The 20341-nt window shown below is 40.7% G+C and carries 18 protein-coding genes and 4 tRNA genes; 6 read left to right on the plus strand and 16 right to left on the minus strand.

Annotated elements, in window-relative coordinates:
- Positions 1-55: 55 nt before the first annotated feature.
- Both paeA and ACSLUK_RS13715 read right to left on the minus strand, forming a co-directional pair.
- Positions 56-1375, minus strand: coding sequence for a polyamine export protein PaeA (gene paeA, locus ACSLUK_RS13710; protein WP_448549233.1), 1320 nt, complete (start codon positions 1373-1375; stop codon positions 56-58).
- A 284-nt stretch (positions 1376-1659) separates the two neighbouring features.
- Positions 1660-2394 carry a substrate-binding periplasmic protein gene (locus tag ACSLUK_RS13715; protein ID WP_448549234.1) on the minus strand — a complete coding sequence of 245 codons (735 nt, stop codon included), beginning with the start codon at positions 2392-2394 and terminating at the stop codon, positions 1660-1662.
- Between the two features lie 395 nt (positions 2395-2789).
- Here ACSLUK_RS13715 and ACSLUK_RS13720 point away from each other — a divergent pair, with 395 nt between their 5' ends.
- Together ACSLUK_RS13720 and ACSLUK_RS13725 are read left to right on the plus strand one after the other, a co-directional pair.
- On the plus strand, positions 2790-3386 hold the full coding sequence (locus ACSLUK_RS13720) for a hypothetical protein (protein ID WP_448549235.1): 597 nt from the start codon (positions 2790-2792) through the stop codon (positions 3384-3386).
- A 173-nt stretch (positions 3387-3559) separates the two neighbouring features.
- Positions 3560-3979: a VOC family protein gene (locus tag ACSLUK_RS13725; protein ID WP_448549236.1), complete on the plus strand. Its 420-nt coding sequence runs from the start codon at positions 3560-3562 to the stop codon at positions 3977-3979.
- Positions 3980-4051: 72 nt separating this feature from the next.
- Here ACSLUK_RS13725 and ACSLUK_RS13730 read toward each other — a convergent pair whose 3' ends face one another.
- From ACSLUK_RS13730 to ACSLUK_RS13745, 4 genes are all read right to left on the minus strand, one after another.
- A complete protein-coding gene (locus ACSLUK_RS13730) occupies positions 4052-6103 on the minus strand; it encodes a spermidine synthase (protein WP_448549237.1) in 2052 nt (683 codons plus the stop codon).
- Between the two features lie 180 nt (positions 6104-6283).
- On the minus strand, positions 6284-8104 hold the full coding sequence (locus tag ACSLUK_RS13735; protein WP_448549238.1) for an acyl-CoA dehydrogenase C-terminal domain-containing protein: 1821 nt from the start codon (positions 8102-8104) through the stop codon (positions 6284-6286).
- 131 nt (positions 8105-8235) lie between these two features.
- Positions 8236-8496 (minus strand): MerR family DNA-binding protein, encoded by a 261-nt coding sequence (locus ACSLUK_RS13740; protein WP_448549239.1) that lies wholly within the window; start codon positions 8494-8496, stop codon positions 8236-8238.
- Between the two features lie 346 nt (positions 8497-8842).
- The gene (locus ACSLUK_RS13745) at positions 8843-9001 is read right to left on the minus strand and encodes a MerR family DNA-binding transcriptional regulator (protein ID WP_448549240.1); all 159 of its coding nucleotides are present in this window, start codon (positions 8999-9001) and stop codon (positions 8843-8845) included.
- Between the two features lie 192 nt (positions 9002-9193).
- Here ACSLUK_RS13745 and ACSLUK_RS13750 point away from each other — a divergent pair, with 192 nt between their 5' ends.
- Positions 9194-9628, plus strand: a complete 435-nt coding sequence (locus ACSLUK_RS13750) for a GNAT family N-acetyltransferase (protein WP_448549241.1) — start codon at positions 9194-9196, stop codon at positions 9626-9628.
- Positions 9629-9733: 105 nt separating this feature from the next.
- Complete coding sequence (locus ACSLUK_RS13755) at positions 9734-10033, plus strand: hypothetical protein (RefSeq protein WP_448549242.1); 300 nt, start codon at positions 9734-9736, stop codon at positions 10031-10033.
- Between the two features lie 43 nt (positions 10034-10076).
- Here the strand turns inward: ACSLUK_RS13755 and ACSLUK_RS13760 are convergent, their stop codons facing one another.
- The 10 genes from ACSLUK_RS13760 to ACSLUK_RS13805 form a co-directional block, all read right to left on the minus strand.
- On the minus strand, positions 10077-10541 hold the full coding sequence (locus tag ACSLUK_RS13760; protein ID WP_448549243.1) for a cupin domain-containing protein: 465 nt from the start codon (positions 10539-10541) through the stop codon (positions 10077-10079).
- An 83-nt stretch (positions 10542-10624) separates the two neighbouring features.
- Positions 10625-11083 carry a hypothetical protein gene (locus ACSLUK_RS13765; protein WP_448549244.1) on the minus strand — a complete coding sequence of 153 codons (459 nt, stop codon included), beginning with the start codon at positions 11081-11083 and terminating at the stop codon, positions 10625-10627.
- A gap of 179 nt (positions 11084-11262) precedes the next feature.
- A tRNA-Asp gene (locus tag ACSLUK_RS13770) sits at positions 11263-11339 on the minus strand.
- Positions 11340-11414: 75 nt separating this feature from the next.
- Positions 11415-11491, minus strand: a tRNA-Asp gene (locus ACSLUK_RS13775).
- Positions 11492-11533: 42 nt separating this feature from the next.
- Positions 11534-11610 (minus strand) — tRNA-Asp (locus tag ACSLUK_RS13780).
- A 26-nt stretch (positions 11611-11636) separates the two neighbouring features.
- Positions 11637-11713 (minus strand) — tRNA-Asp (locus tag ACSLUK_RS13785).
- 158 nt (positions 11714-11871) lie between these two features.
- Positions 11872-13185 (minus strand): TIGR03503 family protein, encoded by a 1314-nt coding sequence (locus ACSLUK_RS13790; protein ID WP_448549245.1) that lies wholly within the window; start codon positions 13183-13185, stop codon positions 11872-11874.
- Complete coding sequence (gene dnaQ, locus ACSLUK_RS13795) at positions 13173-13895, minus strand: DNA polymerase III subunit epsilon (RefSeq protein ID WP_448549246.1); 723 nt, start codon at positions 13893-13895, stop codon at positions 13173-13175. The genes ACSLUK_RS13790 and dnaQ overlap by 13 nt, the downstream gene beginning before the upstream one ends.
- Positions 13896-13929: 34 nt before the next feature.
- Positions 13930-14430 carry a DUF2919 family protein gene (locus tag ACSLUK_RS13800; RefSeq protein WP_448549247.1) on the minus strand — a complete coding sequence of 167 codons (501 nt, stop codon included), beginning with the start codon at positions 14428-14430 and terminating at the stop codon, positions 13930-13932.
- Positions 14420-15148, minus strand: coding sequence for a DUF599 domain-containing protein (locus tag ACSLUK_RS13805; RefSeq protein ID WP_448549248.1), 729 nt, complete (start codon positions 15146-15148; stop codon positions 14420-14422). Before ACSLUK_RS13805 ends, ACSLUK_RS13800 begins: the two co-directional genes overlap by 11 nt.
- 258 nt (positions 15149-15406) lie before the next feature.
- Between ACSLUK_RS13805 and ACSLUK_RS13810 the strand changes: the two genes are divergently transcribed.
- The gene (locus tag ACSLUK_RS13810; protein ID WP_448549249.1) at positions 15407-17788 is read left to right on the plus strand and encodes a carbohydrate binding family 9 domain-containing protein; all 2382 of its coding nucleotides are present in this window, start codon (positions 15407-15409) and stop codon (positions 17786-17788) included.
- A gap of 151 nt (positions 17789-17939) precedes the next feature.
- On the plus strand, positions 17940-20324 hold the full coding sequence (locus ACSLUK_RS13815) for a carbohydrate binding family 9 domain-containing protein (RefSeq protein ID WP_448549250.1): 2385 nt from the start codon (positions 17940-17942) through the stop codon (positions 20322-20324).
- Positions 20325-20341 lie beyond the last annotated feature (17 nt).

Genomic DNA, 20341 nt, shown 5'->3' on the forward strand with positions numbered 1-20341 from the left:
GCTGCCATGCAAGCGTTATGGCGTGAGTCGTAAAAACAAGTTGCGCTAAAACAACTTACTGTACCAAATTCGTGTCTTCGTTTGCTATTGCCGAAGGTTCAGTCAAGCGCGTGACTAAGAGTTGTTCGACTCGGATGCCATCAACGTCTATGGCTTCGAATTTGTATCCGTCGTGGATCACGTAATCAGTGCGTTTTGGTATTCGTTTTAACGTATAAATCAGGAATCCGGCAAGGGTTTCATACTGGTTATCATTCGGAAATGCAGCGATGTCTAGTAGCTTCATTAAGTCTACTATCGGCGTCACACCATCGACTAACCAAGAATTAGCATCACGCTGAACTATTTGCTCATCACCGTGGATGGTGACTAGATTCCCCATGAAACTGCTCATCAAATCTTTTAACGTCACAAGACCTACGACCATAGCGTACTCATTTACCACTAAGGCAAACGGCTGCCCCGCAGATTTAAATTCGTTAAGGGCTTCCGACAAGGTTAGCGTCTCGGGTAAATACAAAAGTTCCTTTTGGATCATGCTGTCACTCAAGTGAGTAGATTCACCCTTAAGCAATTGGCGTAAAATCTGTTTCGATTCGACTGAGCCAACGACTTTATCCAAGTGGCCGTCACATACTAAGAAGTAATTATGTGGGTGCTCTAATATCTTAGCGCTGATGGTTGCACTGTCGTCTTTGATATCAAAATAGATGATGGCGTCTCGTGTAGTCATAGCAGTGGGCAAGGTTCGCCCCTCTAATTCGAACACGTTACCCAACAGTTGGTATTCCTGTTGCTGCAATGAGCCATGTTCGGCTCCTGCGTCCATCATGGCGACGATGTCTTCAGTAGTGACCACATCCTCTCTAACCGTGGGCATCTTAAAAATACGCAACACGAGATTTGTGATGCTGTTAAAAAACATGACAAATGGCGAAAGCGCATAGGTGATGCCATTCATCAGGCCGACGATTCTTGAGGCGACAGCTTCTGGCATGATCATGGCAATGCGTTTCGGCAATAAATCGGCAAACAATATGAATAACGAAGTGATGGCTAAAAAAGATAACACAAAGCTAATTTGTTCTGCCAATGGACCAGAATATACCAGCGCTACGAGCCTAGCAGTATAAGGAGTCAGAGTTTGTTCGCCAATGATGCCGCCCAAAATAGCAATGGCATTGAGCGCAATTTGGATCATTGCGAAAAAGCTACCTGGTTGCTCTTGCAAACGCATTACAGCTTCAGCTTTATCATTGCCTTCATCAGCCATGACTTTCAACTTGATTTTCCGCGAAGCGGCAATGGAAATTTCTGACATAGCAAACAAGGCACCAAATAAAATTAAGATGGCAATGCCTAATAAGTCACTCATGTTTTACTCCAATTAACGGGGTTGACCGGGCGCCAACCATCGATTTGCTTCACAAAAAAAGCGAGCAATTATTATTGAATATTAGTTAGACAGCAACAATTTTGTTTTGCTGATAAAAAATAAAATTTATTTCAATAAAATCAAATTGTTAAATGTTACACCGCTTTGTGCAATGTCACTAGATTAAGTTGGCGTATCTAATCCTAGCCTTGTTCCAATTCAAGCTTGACCTCTTTATTATGGCTCACTACATGCTGGTTGTAATAAAAAACCAGACCACTACCCTAGTGTATGTCCCACTGTTTTAGAATCTTTTGATATTCACCGTTAGCTTTAATGGTTATCAGCGCCTGTTGTAATGCATTAGCGGTTGACGGGGCAAGCGACAGGTTTGCAGCAAGATGCAATTCATATGGAAAGTCAGTCAACTCAAGCGTTCGTTCGATACGTATTACATCGAGCCCCAATTTATTTAATTCGCTATTTAAAGAAAGCGTATTCGTTAAGACAAAGTCGATACGATTGTTAAATAGCATCTGCCATAATTCTTGGTACCTAACACTTAGCGACAAATTTACTCCCTCTTCAAAGCCAGCTTCTCGAAGGTATACTTCACTATAATAGCCTCGAATCGTTCCTACTGTGTAAGCTTTAGCTTCCTCTAGATTAGCTAACTGAGGCTTACTGCCTTTTAGTGCTACTAAGTAGGCGGCATTATGAAAAATATTCCCAAGCCAAATAAATTGTTCTTCTCTACTTGGGCTTTTAAGTAGTGAAAACATTAATACATTAGGTTTGGCTTTAAGTAGATTGAATGCGCGAGCAAAAGGGTATAGTTCGATGGTATATTCAATTTTCGCTTGTTTGGCAACGGCTTTAACTATATCGACTAATACACCTTGAGTTTGACCAAATTTGTCTATGAAATGATAAGGCGGAAGATCTTCTGCTACAAAGTGTAATTGCTCTGCTCTTAGTGAACATGAAAATAAGACTAGTAATACAACAACAAATCTCAATTTAGTACCTCGACAACTTACACGAAAAATAATCTCCATGTTTTTCATTATGCAATTATACAATCACTTAACCGTCATCAAAGTCAATCTATTTGTCCTATTTACCATACTTATCAATTGACTGACCATACAATATTGATTTTACCTATATAAAGCGTGTTTCTATTCACACGATGTTCCTTATTAGTAAAACATAGATCTAGAATTTATCTCCAGTTCTGCCAAATAATAGAAGGATTCCATCAGATGTCACAAAAAGTCACTAAAAATCATGTATTAGTCATGCATTTTTCCCTGCAATCATTAAATTAGCAGGCGTCGATTTGCCACAAAATCCACAAAGAACACTGCCACTATAATTTGAATAGATTTAATCTGAACAAGGAGAATTTAAAGTGAAAAGTCACACTGTAATATTTGTTTTACTTACGGCATTTAGTGCCCATGCCGTTGCTACGCAACAAGCAGCTCATCAGCAACCAATACTTGAAGATTATAAGGTTGGTGAAAAATGGATTTGGAAATACAGAGGGGTGACGTCTAAAGGTGAAATACGTGCCAAAGGAACAGACACCAAAGAAATAGTGAGTGTTGACGGTGCCTTACATTTAAAAAGTGGCGACCATTCAATTCTATTAACAGATGTGATTGCGCCCAATCAAAGCACTACTCCTCGATACCACTGGCCGCTAAAAGTAGGGAAAAAATGGACGTACGAACAACACTGGCAAAGCCAAGATGGTACAGATGGCAAAACCAGCCAAGTAGCCCAAGTGCTATCTTTCAAACAAGAAAAAGTAGCGGCTGGAAACTTTATGGCTTACACCATTAGATACAAAGGTAAAATTACAAATTCGAGAGGTTATAGTGCTGACACAGAAGAAATATATTGGTATGCGCCAGCAATTAAAAATTTCATTAAGCTAACGCAAATCCAAGATGATTATAAGTATGTTGAGGAGCTAATCGAATACTCAATTCCCGAGACGTAAGCGCAATTGTTAGTCATATTTCCAAAAAATCTAAACATGACTATCAGTTATTGAATAGTGAAACTTTATTTAAGCAATTTGTCAGATGTACCTTGAATATTAACCTCAAAGGACAAACCTATACAGTGGCTATTCAAAAAAGCATTTATATACAGTCCCCAAAGGAGTACTTAATGAAATTTCTTCACTCAATGATAAGAATATCTAACGTGGAAGAATCGCTTGCATTTTTCGTCGACCTATTAGGTTTGCACGAAGTTCGACGTAAAGATGTCCCAGCAGGAAAATTCACCTTGATCTTTCTTGCGGCTGAACACGGTGGTGCAGAAATTGAATTAACACACAATTGGGAATCAGAAGAGCAATACAATGTAGGCAGAAGTTTTGGTCACCTCGCTTTTGAGGTAGATGATATTTACCAAACTTGTCAAAAACTAATGGATGCAGGCATTACGATCAATCGCCCACCTCGTTGCGGCCATATGGCATTCGTAAAGTCCCCCGATAGCATTTCAATTGAACTACTACAAAAAGGTGAAGCCTTACCTCCTAAGCAGCCATGGATAGACATGGAAAACATAGGGAATTGGTAACACCAATAACTTTTAATACGTGAATACTGAGCAGCAATTGGCTTTACGCCATTTGCTGCTAGGAGCTAGCGTTTACTTAAGTACGGACAACAACGGACTAAAGTCATCCGTCCATACAATGCCATCTTCATGTGGGAGTATACGTTCTCCGAATCGAATAACACTGGTATGTGACAGTGCGTGCTTGTTATTGGTCAGCCACATCCACTCTGTATCATGCTCACCCGTTTGGTCGCCGGATTTTTTAAAATACACAGCTTCCAACTTAAGCGCTTTTGCGATACCGACAATTAAGGGTTTCAAATTCAAATGCGTATTTGAAATATGGAACGCGATAATTCCTTGCTCTGATAAATGTTCTAAGTATAAAGCCACTGCCTCAATTGTAATGAGATGCTGAGGTATGCTATCGCCTGAAAATGCATCGATGACCAATATATCAAAATTACGTTTTACTGCTGAATCAAGCTCTCGTTGTAGTGAGACACGGCCATCGCCTAATGTAAATTGAGTTTCTGCTCTGCTCTCACGTAAGTAACTAAAGTAAGTTTGCGCCGCTGACAGTACCGCAGGGTTAAGTTCATAAAAGTAGAACGAGTCACCTTCTTTTCCATAAGCTGCTAAAGCACCTGCGCCTAGGCCAATAAAGCCAGCATTAGTTACATTGTCTGCCAATGCTTCAAACGCAATTGCACCACCAGTTTGTGCTCGATAGTAACTTAACGGTATGTGTATTTCGTCAGCATCAATATATTGCGTACCATGTGATGTTGTTCCATCAATTAGGCGTCGCTCGGTTTTACCGTTAACAGAGACGTCTTTAACACTAAGCGCACCATAAAAGTTACGTGCGCTAAATACATCTCGTTTTACATACTGCTGATTTAACAACGAAAAGCCAACAGCAAGCAACACGCCAACGCATAACGCGACTTCAGATACCCATGCTTGTTTAGCATTTTGCTCGCCAAATTTCACTGTGTTTGATAGTGCTATCAATAAAAGCACGGTAATAAGTGCCAGTGGATATTCTAGAAAATAATCGAAAATCTGAGGAGCGACAAACGTGACGATAACGCTACCTAAGAAGCCACCAAGTGACATCATTAGATAAAACAAAGTTAAGTGCTGTGCCCCCGGTTTAATGCGCGTTAACTCACCATGACAAATCATACAACCCGAAAATAAAATACTGGAATAAATAAGAACTTGCGACACGATGTCAAACTGCGAGCCGATAAAGTGCATTAAAATTCCAAGTAAGGCACCCAAAATAAAAAAGCTTAACCAATACCAACGCACATACCAATGACTGGAGTGAAAGCAGATAATAAACGTTAATAAATATAAGCTTAACGGTAAAATCCACAAAAAAGGTACCGGTGGTACGTTTTGGGTCATTGCACTCGTTGTTGCCACCAGCAGTACGACGCCTATCGCTGATAACACCAACCATAACGCGATAATAGATGAAGGTAATGGCTGTTTGTCGGAATCCTGTGCCTCGGTAGTAAATGCTGTAGAAATAATCTCGCCTTTGTTTCGCCAAAATGAAAATAGAAGAACCAACATGAGGCAAGCAAATACACCGTAGCCCACTGTCCAAGTTCCCTGCTGCTGCTCACTGGTAAGGTACGGGACAACAAAAAACGGAAAACTAATTAGGGCTAATAGCGATGCAATGTTAGATACAGAGTACAATCGGTAGGGTAACGTTTGGGTATGAAAGTAAGTTAACCATCGCTGTACAATAGGACCTGTTGACGACAGGATAAAATAAGGCACGCCAACCGCAGAAAATAGCGTGACAAAAATAGATAACGCTGGTGCTCCATCTATCAGGTAGAAAGTGTCTGTTTTAACACCAATAGGTAACCAGTATAGACTAAACACAATCAATAAAGTGTGTGTAATCCATTGTTTTACAGGAGGTAGCCAACGCGTCAACAGATGCGCATACAAGTAGCCAAGAAACAATATCGCCTGAAAGAACAGCATACTCGCAGTCCACACGGCCGCGCCGCCGCCAAACCTTGGTAATATTACTTTTGCGATTAACGGTTGCACTTGAAATAAGAGAAAAGCGCCGATAAAGATCGACAAAATTATAATGACGCGGGACATAACCTTCACAAAATCAAAAAACAAAGGCGAGATATTAACGAATTAAGTGACAACTTCCTAGATTAAATTTTGGTTGGAATTGCCAAAGTAGCTTGCAAGTCAAAAGAGAACAAAATTAAATAGCGAACCCTAACTACATTCTATCTTCAAGGGTTCGCGGATTAGATGCGAAAGGCCAATCTACAAGAATGATAACAGCTCATCATCCAATTGCATTAACGTTTTAGGATCAGCCATCATAGTTGCTGCAAGTGATTTAGTGCGCGGTAATAATCGCTCAAAGTAAAACTCAGCTGTTTTGATTTTTGCTCGGTAAAAATCTCTATTTTCTACTTCGCCAGCCAGTTTCTCATATGATGTTTGTGCCATTTGCGCCCACATATAGGCCATCATGATATAACCAGAGTACATCAAATAATCAACCGATGCCGAGCCAACAAAATCACGATCTTTTTTCGCTTTTAACGCTATACGCAAAGAATATTGCTGCCAGTTAGCGATGGCCTTACTGAGTGGCCAAATAAACCGATTCATTTGACGCTTATGAGGGTTACTTGAAATCATACTATGATCTTTACAATACGCCAGAACCTCCATTGTAAAACTCTTCAACGATTTTCCTCGACTTAACAGAATTTTTCTTCCCAATAAATCTAGCGCTTGAATGCCTGTGGTACCTTCATACAGTGTAGCTATACGTACATCCCTGACGATTTGTTCCATTCCCCACTCTTTTATGTAGCCATGACCACCAAATATCTGTAATCCTTCGCTTGCACACTCGTTACCTATTTCGGTCAAAAATGCTTTTAAGATTGGTGTGACAAAGCCTAATCGATAGTCTGCACGCTTTTTAGCTTTTTCGTCTTTTGAGGTCTCTATTACGTCTACGAGTTTGGCGGCGTAGTAAATCATCGCCCTCCCCCCTTCAACAAAGGCTTTTTGCGTCATAAGCATTCGACGTACATCAGGGTGAACAATAATAGGATCAGCCACTAAATCTGGCTTTTTAGTACCTGATAATGAGCGCATAGATAACCGCTCTTTGGCATAGTTAAGCGAATTTTGGTAAGCAAGTTCTGCAGCACAAACACCTTGAAGTGCTGTACCAACACGCGCCGTGTTCATGAAGGTAAACATACATTCTAGTCCTTTATTTTCAGGACCTATCAACACCCCTTGTGCATTATCAAAATTAAGCACGGCTGTAGAGGACGCCTTAATCCCCATTTTTTCTTCAATAGACCCACAGGTAACACCATTGGTTGCTTGGATGTTGCCTTCTGCGTCGACCGACATTTTAGGAACAATAAACAACGAAATCCCCTTGGTACCTTCTGGTGCATCAGGTAATCGCGCTAACACTATATGAATAATGTTCTCAGTTAAGTCATGTTCACCGGCAGATATGAATATCTTAGTACCTGAAATATTGTAGGTCCCATCACCATTCGGCACAGCCTTTGTTTTGACTTGACCTAAATCAGTACCACATTGAGGCTCAGTTAAGCACATAGTACCCGTCCAAACACCCTCAATTAACTTTGTCAGATAAATCGCTTTTTGTTCATCTGTACCGTGGGTTTCTAGCGTATTCATTGCGCCATGACTCAAGCCTGGATACATAGTCCAAGACCAGTTTGACGTCCCCATCAATTCAGATTTCACCAATCCTAGAGAAGGCGGCATCCCTTGCCCACCGTGCTCTACAGCATGCGACAAACTTGGCCAGCCACCCGCCACGTATTGGTCATACGCCTCTTTAAACCCTTTAGGCGTGTATACCTGCCCATTTTCAAAGTGACAACCTTCTTTGTCACCTGATTGATTCAATGGGAGCAATTCATTCTCACAAAATTTTGCACACTCTTGAAAAATGGCATCAACCAGATCAGGTGTCGCTTCCTCAAACTCAGGAAACTGTGCAAAATGATCATAAAATTTAAAAACATCGTTAAACAGGAATTGAATATCAGTGAGTGGTGCTTTGTAACTTAACATGAGTTACTCCGTTAGCATTTTATTAGATTAAGTCTAATTCATACTAAGACAGTTGTTTAAAAAACACAACTGGTCATACCACAAAGCATGATAAACAGTCTCAACTCGATAGGCGTGAAACAGATTTAACATCAAGCAGTTATTTTTTTCTTTTTCGCAGCTAAGCTCACGAGGCGCATGAATTTCGGGCATTCAAAGTGATTCGGTGCGGTGCATTTGGCCGCATGCCTGAGCCCATCTCTCATTGCAGTCAATTCACGGATTTTCTGTTCAAACTCATCTGCTTTTTTCATCAACAAGTCACGGTCTATATCTGCACCTTTTTTAGTGAGCATTTGACCAATCTCGTCCAGCGATAAGCCCGCACGCTGACCAAGAGCAATTAGCGCCAACCTGTCTATTATACCAATTGAATTAAATATTTGATCATTCAGCGAGAGTTAAAAGGCTTAGAGGCAAGGCATTGATTGCAGTTAATGGTAGTTCTCGGCAACTGCGTCCTGCGTTGCCCTAATGTCCTACATCCATGTAGGAACCTTATCAAAATCAATAACGCAGCATATAAGCCTTTTAAACTCGCCCTTGGGAGCTTGTCAGGAAAGTGATAACTTCACAAATTTCTTTGATGGACGACTGCATGGATGCAGGAGGTAGAGTGACTCAGGAGACAAAACCGAGAATGACTACAACAGCATCAATTTGCTTTGTTCTAACTTCCCTGACATAGCTCTGAACTGGTCAAATATTTATTTCACTTGGTATTATACTAGGCGCAAAGTTGCGTTTTAACCCGTGACGACCAATTGAGTGAATCAATCCTTTTTCCTCATAAAAGCGTAATGCGGAAGCAGGAACGCCAGACAATTTTGCAACCTTAGAAATATCCATCCAAACCATTTAAAGTTAACTTTAACGTAAAGTTCAATATAACATGAATCAAAAGACAGGCAATTACAGGTGTTAATTTGAAATTTGCTAACTGGCCGATATAGGGAGTAATAAATAATGCGTAAATTATTTATAAAATATTGATTATCAATTATTTGCCTCAATTTACTACATAAACACAAACAATAATTAGGATATTATATGATCTCATTGCGTGACGTTAATAAGGACAATTATGAAGCTATCTGTGATTTAGATGTCACAGAGGAACAACAAGCATATGTTGCATGCAATATGTGGTCGCTGGTCGAGTCTTTCTATAACGAAGGCTATATCACACGTGGCATTTACCAAGAAAACATACCTGTTGGATTTTTGATGTGGGTCTACGAAACACCGACTAAAGTCTCTATTTGGCGCTTCATGATAGACCAAGCATTCCAGAATAATGGCTGTGGCAGAAAGGCGCTTGCATTAGCTATTGAAGAAATAACCACCGACAAGAATCTCAAAGAAATTGAGATTTGCTATAATCCAAACAACCCAGTGGCAAAAACATTTTATTCAAGCTTTGGTTTTGTTGAAGTTGGAATGGATGAAGACAACGAAGATATGTTAGCAATAATCAAGCTATAGATAGGGCGAAATACTTTAATCGTTTGAGCACAAAGCATTAAACAAATACACTTGATTACCAAGATAAGTAGTTAACAACACTTTCTCATAATCTAAAGGTGAAATATGGCACAAATCTCAAGTAAATTGGCACTGAAAAAACACGATTTTTTAAGGCTTGCTCTGGGCACTTTGTTCGTGTTGCTCATTCCTTTAATTGCAAACCAGTATTCCAGTGAGGTTAACTGGCAGCTTGCTGACTTTGTAGTAATGGCACTACTTTGTTTAACAACGGGTTTTGCCTTCGTGATACTAAGCAGGATTAATCCGAGTAAAAAGTGGCTTATCGCTGCAGTATTATTGAGTTTATTTTGCTATATATGGGCTGAGTTGGCGGTTGGAGTATTCACCACCTTGGGTCAATAGACCTGCGACGGCTTGCTTTAAAAGCAACATAAATTAATACTGGCTAATTGTATGGCGTGCCATCTTTTTTGGCCGCAACATAGTGATTACCGTCTTTAATCCACTGTAGATCATCATCACTATAAATTACTTGATCGTGCTCGGAACGATTGCCGATAACAAGGATAATTAAAACTTCCTCGCTTTCGTTAATTAAGTGGTGGCCATTAGCGTCACCCGCTTTAAACCCAACGCAGCTTCCTTGTTGCATCACAATTGACTTGCTCTCTGTTTTTAAGACAGCCTCACCTTGTAGAATAAACACAATTTCATCTGAATCAGTATGCCAGTGACGTAACGCAGACATGCCGCCAGGCATTATTACTTCATGGTTCACCCCAATCTTCGTTAAATTGAAATATTCGCCTAAGCGGCGCAACTCCGTTTTGCCAAGCTTGAGTTTGAGCGGCGTTGGAAAGGGCTTGTCATATTCAGCAGGTACATCGACCATATTGACGGGTGATTTCATGATTCTGTTACTGTCAATCATTGTCCTATGAATGACAGTATAGAAAAAATTATCAGAAGTTGCAGAATAGCAACTATAGAAACTTAACGTGTTAAATGAGCGAACTTTTTCCTATCGGCCTCTGTCGCGCTATCATTACACTCACCGCGAAAATGTGCGCTTGTCTTATCAATAAAGCTATCAAGTTCGATATACCCTTCCCGACAGTATTGATTTTTTTGTAGTAACAAATCGAGTTGGCGCTGCAATGATTTCTTATCTAAGCCGAAAACGTTGTTGTTTGAACCACGTCGGGATGACGGAGATTGGCGTTTACTTTGCTCACCTCTTTGAGAACGACTTTGCGTAGAATGTTCTAGTTCTCGCTGCTTGCTCTTTAGTGTATCTCTAATCACTTCTGGCGATAGCTCTATGCCATAAATAAAAGTTTTACTGCCATCATCGCCAATTTTAGTATGGAAACTTTGCTTACCTCGCTCAATTGGTGTGGTGTGTGAGCAGGCGGTTATACCTAACAATAAAACTAAAACTGCATGTTTCATAAAAAACCTTGTGCGTTATCAACGAAGTCAAAGATACAAAAACTCTGAAGCTTATCATGACAGGGTTTATTCAGGATAAAAAGTGTTGATAACAAAATAGCAAGTAAAGCACTGCATAAGGCGATGAATTATTCAGAAAAGTAGTGAGATATTAACAAGAAAAGGGTATATAAGATAATTGGCGGAGTGGACGGGACTCGAACCCGCGACCCCCGGCGTGACAGGCCGGTATTCTAACCAACTGAACTACCACTCCGCGCTATGGGTGTAATTTGAACAATTATCAAACTACGGTAAGTTTAAAGGCTTCCCTTATAAATTTAAGCGATGTTGGCGGAGTGGACGGGACTCGAACCCGCGACCCCCGGCGTGACAGGCCGGTATTCTAACCAACTGAACTACCACTCCGCGATATTTCGCTTAATTTCAACTAACAAACATTACATCAAGTGGCGGAGTGGACGGGACTCGAACCCGCGACCCCCGGCGTGACAGGCCGGTATTCTAACCAACTGAACTACCACTCCGCAGAGATGTAAACTGTAAAATGAATTGGCGGAGTGGACGGGACTCGAACCCGCGACCCCCGGCGTGACAGGCCGGTATTCTAACCAACTGAACTACCACTCCGCATATCACTTTACTGTTTCAACAGCTTGTCGTTGAAAGCGGCGTGAATAATACGGTTAGAAATCCATGGCGTCAACACTTTTTTTTCAACTTAATGTCATATGCGCAAATACCAACCAAAACGCCGAAAAACAAAACAATTGTCCGGCGTTTTACCACTAATTTTTACGTTTTCGTCTTAAAACAAAGAATGCAACTGCCGCAATTAACACGATAATAATGTTGCCAACTACGATTAATGTGATGTTTTGCCACTTTTTTTCTTCTGCTTTGGCAATCTGCATTTCTCTTGCAGCGGCTAAGGCCTCTTCCAGGGCTTGCTGATTGGCTTCTATTTCATTCTTAAGCGACTCAATATTACTAGCTTCTTCACCCTCAGCAACAATTTCACCATTTTCATCCAATGTTGGCACCAATGGACCACCAACACGCTCCACATTAAATGCGTACTCAGGTACAACCAACCTAAACTCCCTTCCATCTACAGTTTGGCCAAACGCATTTAAGACAACACGATGAATACCAGGTTCTGTATAACCTATCTCCTTTAATCGCACTGCGCCTGTTCCTGTTGTAATAGAGAACGGTTCGGTTTGTTTATCCGGAAATGTGATCCTGCCTTGAAATACAAGTGTGTCTGGCAACACTAATTCTTCATTGATTTGAATGTTTAGCTTATGGCTTGAAAGCTCGTCAGTGGTCGTCTCCACGCTAAGCGTGATAGGGTTAGGCTGAATAATCACTGGCTGCTGACGTAATTCCCTTGTCGCCATAGGCATTTTAACGCTATAAACAGGTACCCATTCACCAGCAGCGAAATTCAGTTCAAATTCCGCGGTAAATATGCCATCACGCGCATATTCATCTAATTCATAGCCATCATCTCTAAAAGAACCTATTTGCACATTATCAGAACCAAAATTATCGTAATTTGAGTTATTGGTACTGAAAAAGTCGATATCTAAATGAATAACAGCGTTAAACAGAGGATCATCAATAACCTTATCACCGTTTAAAACCTGCGCTACTACTTTGAGCGTCTCTCCTGACATGACGAGTTCAGGAAGCGGATCCACCTTAAGCATAACGTCAGAAACCACCATGATTTGACTATTCGGTAAGATCTCGCCTACTGCTTGCCAGGGTCCTGGCATAGGTTGACGAATTCTAATCATGTCAAATGTCCGATCGTCAAACCACTCAACTTTCCCGTCATCGGGTAAATTGTTGATACGTAATTTGCTGCCATCAGGACGTACAAGGATGATAGGTGTGGAACCGCTGCGGCGATAAAAGATGAGGGTTATCTCATCAAGTTCAGCATCGATACGAAATCGATTCTCAAAAAACGGAATTTGATTGGTGACATTAGTGTCCTCATAATATTTCACTTCTGTCTCTTGCGCTGTCACTAACATAGCCGACAGTAATACAGCCATACCAACGCCAATTTTTTTCGCTACTCGCCCCATAATGGCGAACTCCCCTTCTCAGCAATAATTGCCAATCTTTCTTTGTGCTTTTCTAATTCATCGGCAGTAGCATGCACAATCTTTAATGCTTCTCTATTTTCGGGTAAGCGGCGAATGGCATTGGCATCTGCGCCGTCAGCCCCACCATCCCCAACAGAAAGATTCAATGCCGATTGCTTACGTGTCATTTCAATGTAAACAAACGCTAGCAACTGGGCATCGATTAATGCGCCGTGGTAGGTACGGTCAATAAGGCCATCAACGCGGTAAAATTTAGCCAAATAATCAAGTGTTTTAGGTGACCCAAACTCGTCCTTTGACACTTTTAAGGTATCGGTAACCGTACAAATGTCTTCGGTTTTTGGTAACCCACGAGGAACCATACCAAACTCATGATCCATAAAGCCAACGTCGAATTTCGCGTTATGAATAATGAGTTCTGCCCCCTTTATGAAATCAATAAACTCGTCGGCAACCTGATCAAACAAAGGCTTATCACGTAAAAACTCATTGGTTAATCCATGGACATCGATTACTTCCTGTTCCATTTCAAACAATGGATTTATATAAGCATGATACGTTCGTCCCGTTAACTGGCGATTGATCAGTTCAACGCAACCAATTTCTACAATACGATGCCCTTCTCTAGGGTTAATACCAGTGGTTTCCGTATCGAGTACTACTAGTCGTTCTTCTACTTTATCTGTCATGTTGACCTTTCTAAATTAAACACCTGCTCGCAAGCTACTCAGGTAGCTTTTCGGGAAATTCTTGCAAATTAATGTTGACGCGTTTGCTCTTATATAAGCAAATCGTGATAAGTACTGCAATGATTGACGTCGTTAAAATCCATTGATAATTGCCTATACTCCATAACCAGACTGCCGCAATATTTATCAATAAGTCAAAAATTAGGGCAAAAACTATTAGTAAATTGTACCTTTGCCATAACCATTTCACCCATTGCGCAGTATCTGGTCGCCTTAAGGTAAGCACAACAAGTGCCAGTATGCCAACTGCACCAGAAGCAAGATTAACGAAAAATACCCATTTATCAGGGTAGAAAAATTGAATAATGCTAGCCCGATCTTGCATATTAGTAACGGTTAATATCCAAACTAAATATGCCTTCAGTACAAACATCAGCGCGAGATATATAATTGGCGATATTTTGACACAGTCAAATTTATCAAAATCAGTCGGCTTTAAATCCGCATATTGATGTTTGTGTACGTTAGTCTTCATTGTCATACTTTTTTGAACGACTGGCTTTTAGCAAGCCTTGCCCAGCCGTGATTGCTCTAACGGCTTTCGATTTGAATTCACGCACATAAAGTGTGTGAACTATAAAGAGGCTCATTACAATGAGCAAAACCGGGTGAAAAAACCATCCCAGCGCTGCCATAGAGAAATAATATGAACGCAAACCATAGTTATACGAATGCGCAGCTTGATCCTGAACAACTGCCATTTGTTTGGCATACTTTCGTAAGCCCTCATCAGTACCTGGTTCATCTATTGGTGCAGCACCAACCATTACATTTAAAAAGCCATACTGGCGCATTGACCAAGTAAATTGAAAAAAAGACAGCACAAAAATAAAAGCAAGCAAGCCAAGTTTTATTTGAATCAGATCATGTTGGGGATCAGCAGCAAAAGGAATCGAGGCGATAACTTCTTCGAGCTTCTCGACTTGCGCGAATAATGTCAAAACACCCGCAATTACCAGTAATGTAGTTGAAGCAAAAAACGCAATATTTCGTTCAAGATTTGCGAGTAATGCCGCGTCCCCTACTCGAATGTCACGCGTCATCAGCTCATACATCCAATGAATGCGATGTTGATGCAATGAACGCGCTATGCAATCAGTCGTTTTCGCCTTTTTACGTGCAAACCACGTATAACCAGACCAAGATACAAAAAAACAAACCACTGCTAATACATCCAGCCAGGAAAATATCACTACATTACCTCTATCCAATCTATTGAGTGTTAGAAATTATATGCGTATCAACCGTTGAATAAAACGCTTTTTCTTACCGTGGTTACATGTTTATCCATCGAAAGGCTTTGTTAACATGTTATCAATTGTTTGCAATTTGTTTCATTTAGTCTTATCAACGATGTCAGTTATCGTAAATACATTGACTCTTAAGGCTGTTTTTTTAGCATAGCTATTTCGTTCATCATATTAAAACAATGACATAGAGGTATCGCCCGCATGAAGCGAGTTAAATCGTCATTAATAACACTTGTTACAATTTTGTCCGCAACTATCCCTCAGGCATTGGCGTTCAATAGCTACAACTCCCCTGATAGTTTTCCAGTTCAATTGGCGATTCCCAGACTAGATAATCAAGTCGAAGTAGACGGCGAAATCAATGCTTCGGAATGGCAAAACGCAAAGAAAATTCTCATTAACAATGTAACGCGCCCCTATAACAATATTGTTAGTCCGGTATACACCGAGGCGTTGATTTTTGATGATGGCTCCGCGCTTAACATCGCATTTATGGCCGAAGATCCTCACCCTGAAGAAATCCGTGCTTTTTTGCGAGATAGAGATAAAGCTTGGGGTGATGATACCGTAGGCATAAAAATAGACACCTACAATGACCAACGTAGCGCATATCGATTCTTAGTTAATCCACTGGGCGTCAAAATTGACGGCATCGAAAATGAAGTCACTAAAAAAGAAAGTGATGCTTGGGATGGGATATGGCATGCAGCAGGCCAGATTAACGATAAAGGATATGTCGTCGAAATGGCATTACCTTATCGCATGCTTAATTTTGCAGAGTCATCATCACCACAAGACTGGGGAATTGAGCTGCTTCGAATTTACCCACGAGACGAGCGCCTGAGGCTGTCAAATATATACCTTGATCGAAACAATAATTGTGAAATTTGCCAACTCGTTACAGCGACGGGATTTGAAGGCGCTAAACAAGGTGACAATCTTATCGTCACGCCATCATTAGTCACAGGCGTCAGTGAATCCCTTAACGCAGACAATAAATGGGAGCGCAGCAATAACAGTGAAGCAAGTTTAGACGTACGTTGGGGGATCACTCCTGACATCTTACTCAACGCGACCATTAATCCCGATTTTTCAACCATAGAAACAGACAGTGCCCAGCTAGACATTAATAATAACTTTGCCTTATTCAATGAAGAAAAAAGACCTTTCTTCCTCGACAATGCAGATTATTTTGATACTAACTTTAACCTTGTTTATACCCGCAATATTAATGCACCGGGTTATGGCGCGAAACTGACTGGCCGACAAGGTGACCACGCATTAGGCGTGTTTATCACCGACGATGAATCTACTAATATACTGATCCCGGGCAACCGCAGTTCATCTGTAGCCACAATTGATGATACTTCACAAGCTGCTGCAATTCGCTACCGATTCAATTACGATGAAAACACTACATTTGGCTGGATATCCACCCTTCGTCAGTCTGAAGGCTATGACAACGTTGTGCATGGTATTGATGCGCGGAAACGACTTACCACATCTGATGTCATCAAATTTCAATCACTGTATTCATCAACTGATTACCCAATTGACTTGTTTAAACAATTTTGTGAATCAGACGAATCAGATGCCTGTAGATCACCCAATGAAATAGCGTGTGGTTTCGATGATTGCGAATTTAATGAACGAGTGCTGCGTACAAAAATGGATAAGCCTTTTAGCGGGAATGCGCTACGCGCAGGCTATTATCACAGCGATAGCGATTGGGACTATCGCGTTAGTTACGACAAGATAAATAGTGGCTTTCGTGGCGATTTAGGTTTTATGACGCAAGTCGATTACAACAAATTTGTTGTTGGTGGCGAACGTAAATGGTATGCACAACCGGGAAAATTTTGGAATAAATTTAAGATTTATTCGGACTGGGATATCACCCATAACGATAATGGTGAACTCATCGAAAAAGAGTTTGATATTAGTGCACAAATCAACGCTAAAATGAACTCTCATCTACGCGTCGCTTTTTCTCACCGAGATTTGGTTGGCAGTCGTATCGACGGTAGCGACTTAGCAATCAAGGGGAATACTACCCTGTTTACGGAAAAACAATTCAACCTGTCAGGCAGCATTAAACCGGCGCTCGGCCTAAACTTACATGCTAGTGTAAAATTTGGCGACGCCATTGATTATCGCAACAATAGATTAGGCGAGCTAACCCAACTAAATACCTCAATAAACTGGAACGTAAATCAACACCTTGAATTTAAGTTAAAACAAACATACCGACAGCTTGATGCCGACAACGCCAATGTTTTTATTGCGCGTTTATTTGATTGGCGCACAACCTATCAATTTAATGTGAAGAGTTTTTTGCGCTTAAGCATCATTTATAACAACACCAGCCGTAATCCAAATAATTATATATATCAGGCACCGCATGAAATAGACCGTTACCGTAAGAATTTGGCAACAGAATTACTTTATGCTTATAAGATAAACCCACAAACGGTATTCTACTTAGGATATTCCGATCATTACGGTGGTAGTGAAAGGTTTAGTGATATTGAACAAGACCAACGCACCGTTTTTATGAAGGTTAGTTATGCTTGGATGAAATAGCGGCTCCCTTTCCGTTTCATGTCGCAGTTAGATTTCTGAAATAAAACTGCGACATTAACAAATAGTTAACACTAAAAATTGTATTACAACCAAATCTCTGACACAATCCCGCCAAAGGAAACTAATAACAATAATTTAGTACGGAGAAGAGATGTCTCTAATCAAGAAGTATAGCGCTGTAGCTTCTTTGCTCGCCATACTGTCTACGCATCAGACGTCATTTGCGCAAACACCAGACAAACATACACGATACCAAGCACCAAGCACGACGCAATCAGCTGTTATCGACGGTGAACTCAATGACGCATTGTGGCAGGATGCAATCAAATTTGACTTAAACCTTGTCAATGATCCCTTTGAAAACACGCCTAGCCCGGTAAAAACAACCGCTATGCTCATCGAAAATGGTGAGTACATATACATCGCATTTATCGCGGACGATCCTGACCCTTCAAAAATTCAGAGTTTTTTAGGTGACCGTGATACTAAATGGGGCGATGATATTGTAGGCATTAAACTCGATACATTTAACCACCGTCGACTCAACTACGAATTCTTCGTTAATGCCCTAGGCGTTCAAAACGACAGCATCAAGAATGTAATGACGGGCGAGTCAAACACTGCATGGGATGGCATATGGGAATCCTACGGTAAAATTACCGAAAAAGGCTTTCAAGTTGAGATCGCCATTCCCTACCGCATTTTAAACTTTGATGCCGAAAATGAAACAAAGCAATGGGCATTTGAGTTATTGCGCATGTACCCGCGCGACAACCGACTACGTATATCACACGTACCGCTGAACAGAGACGACGCATGCTGGTTATGCCAATATCCAGTACTTGAGGGATTTGAACAAGCTCAAGTAGGGGAAAATATTATGTTAACCCCTGCGCTTGTGGCAAACCGTCACGAAACCAGAAATGTTTACACTGATCAAGACTGGCAAAGTAAAAATGATATTGAAGCCAGCTTAGACTTACGTTGGGGCATTAACTCAAATACCTTACTCAATCTAACGCTAAACCCTGATTTTTCAACCGTAGAGTCAGATGCAGGCCAGTTGAGTATCAATAAGACTTTTTCATTGTTTTTTGAAGAAAAGCGTCCATTTTTCCTAGAAAATAGTGACTACTTTAGTTCTAACTACGATTTGGTTTATACACGAAACATCGCAGACCCTGACTACGGCGCTAAATTAACAGGCACTGAAGATAAACACAGCTACGGTATATTCGTATCTCATGACACTGAAACAAATTTTATAGTACCGGGTAATACAAGCTCAGACATCGCCAGCTTAGGAATAGAAAGTCATTCAGGTTCAGTGCGATATCGCTATGATGCTAATGAAGACTGGTCAATTGGTACCATTGGAACCTTTAGACAAGCTGACGAATATCACAATTACGTGTTCGGCTTAGATACCAAATACAAACTTGATGAGTCCAATAGCGTCACCGCACAACTATTAAGCTCAGAATCAAAATACCCATCAACGTTATTCAAAGATTTTTGTTACGCTGAAGGTGAAGGCGCGTGTGAAGCACCAGACGATGTAGATTGTAATTTTGCCGATTGTGACTTCTCCGAACAAGTATTACGTACTAAAAAAGATGGTAGCTTTACCGATCAAGCAATGAAACTCGGATTCTTGCATGAATCTGAGTATTGGAACATAGCGTTAAACCATGAGCAGATTGGCACAGATTTCCGTGCTGATTTAGGCTTTATGCCAAGAGCCGACTATGAAGTTTCTGAAGCAATTGTAGAGCACTATTTTTACGGGGATGAAGCCAGTTGGTGGACAGAAACAGCCTTGTATGGCGAGTGGCACATCAAACACAATGAGCAAGGTGAATTACTCGAGAAAACCTATGCAGCTGGTATTGGCGTTGACGGGCCAATGTTATCCTATTTCGAATATTATGTTTATCGTACCGATAAAGTAGGATTACGCCACGATGAATCAGTGCTAAGCATCGATGACAACACGACATTGTTCGAGCAAGATTCAATGTATATCTACGGCTCATTACAGCCACGTGCTGATTTGTACACGCATTTTAAATATGAGTGGGGAGATCGTATTGACTACTCAAATAATCGTTTAGGCGACCATTATAAGCTTGATCTAAATATCACTTACAATGTAACTAAACATTTGGAGTTAGATTATTTCTTTACTTCCAGCCAATTAGATGCAAAACCTCATCAAAACGCGAGCGCTGAATATGTCTATAAGGCTGCACTGAACGAGCTTAGACTTACCTATCAATTTGACGTTAAAAGTTATTTGAAGCTTAATTTAGTACATAGCGATATCGAAAGAAATCCCGATAACAATCCATTTATTGGCGTTTCAAAAACCAATAAAGATTTATCAACTCAGCTGATCTATGCTTATAAAGTGAATCCACAAACCGTATTTTTCTTAGGCTATTCAGACAGCAATGTACAAGATGACTTTCTCAATGGTTTAGAGCGAAAAGAACGAACGTTTTTCACTAAAATCAGTTATGCGTGGATGAAGTAGATAATTCTCTCGTTTGA

Source organism: Thalassotalea fusca (assembly GCF_053485835.1).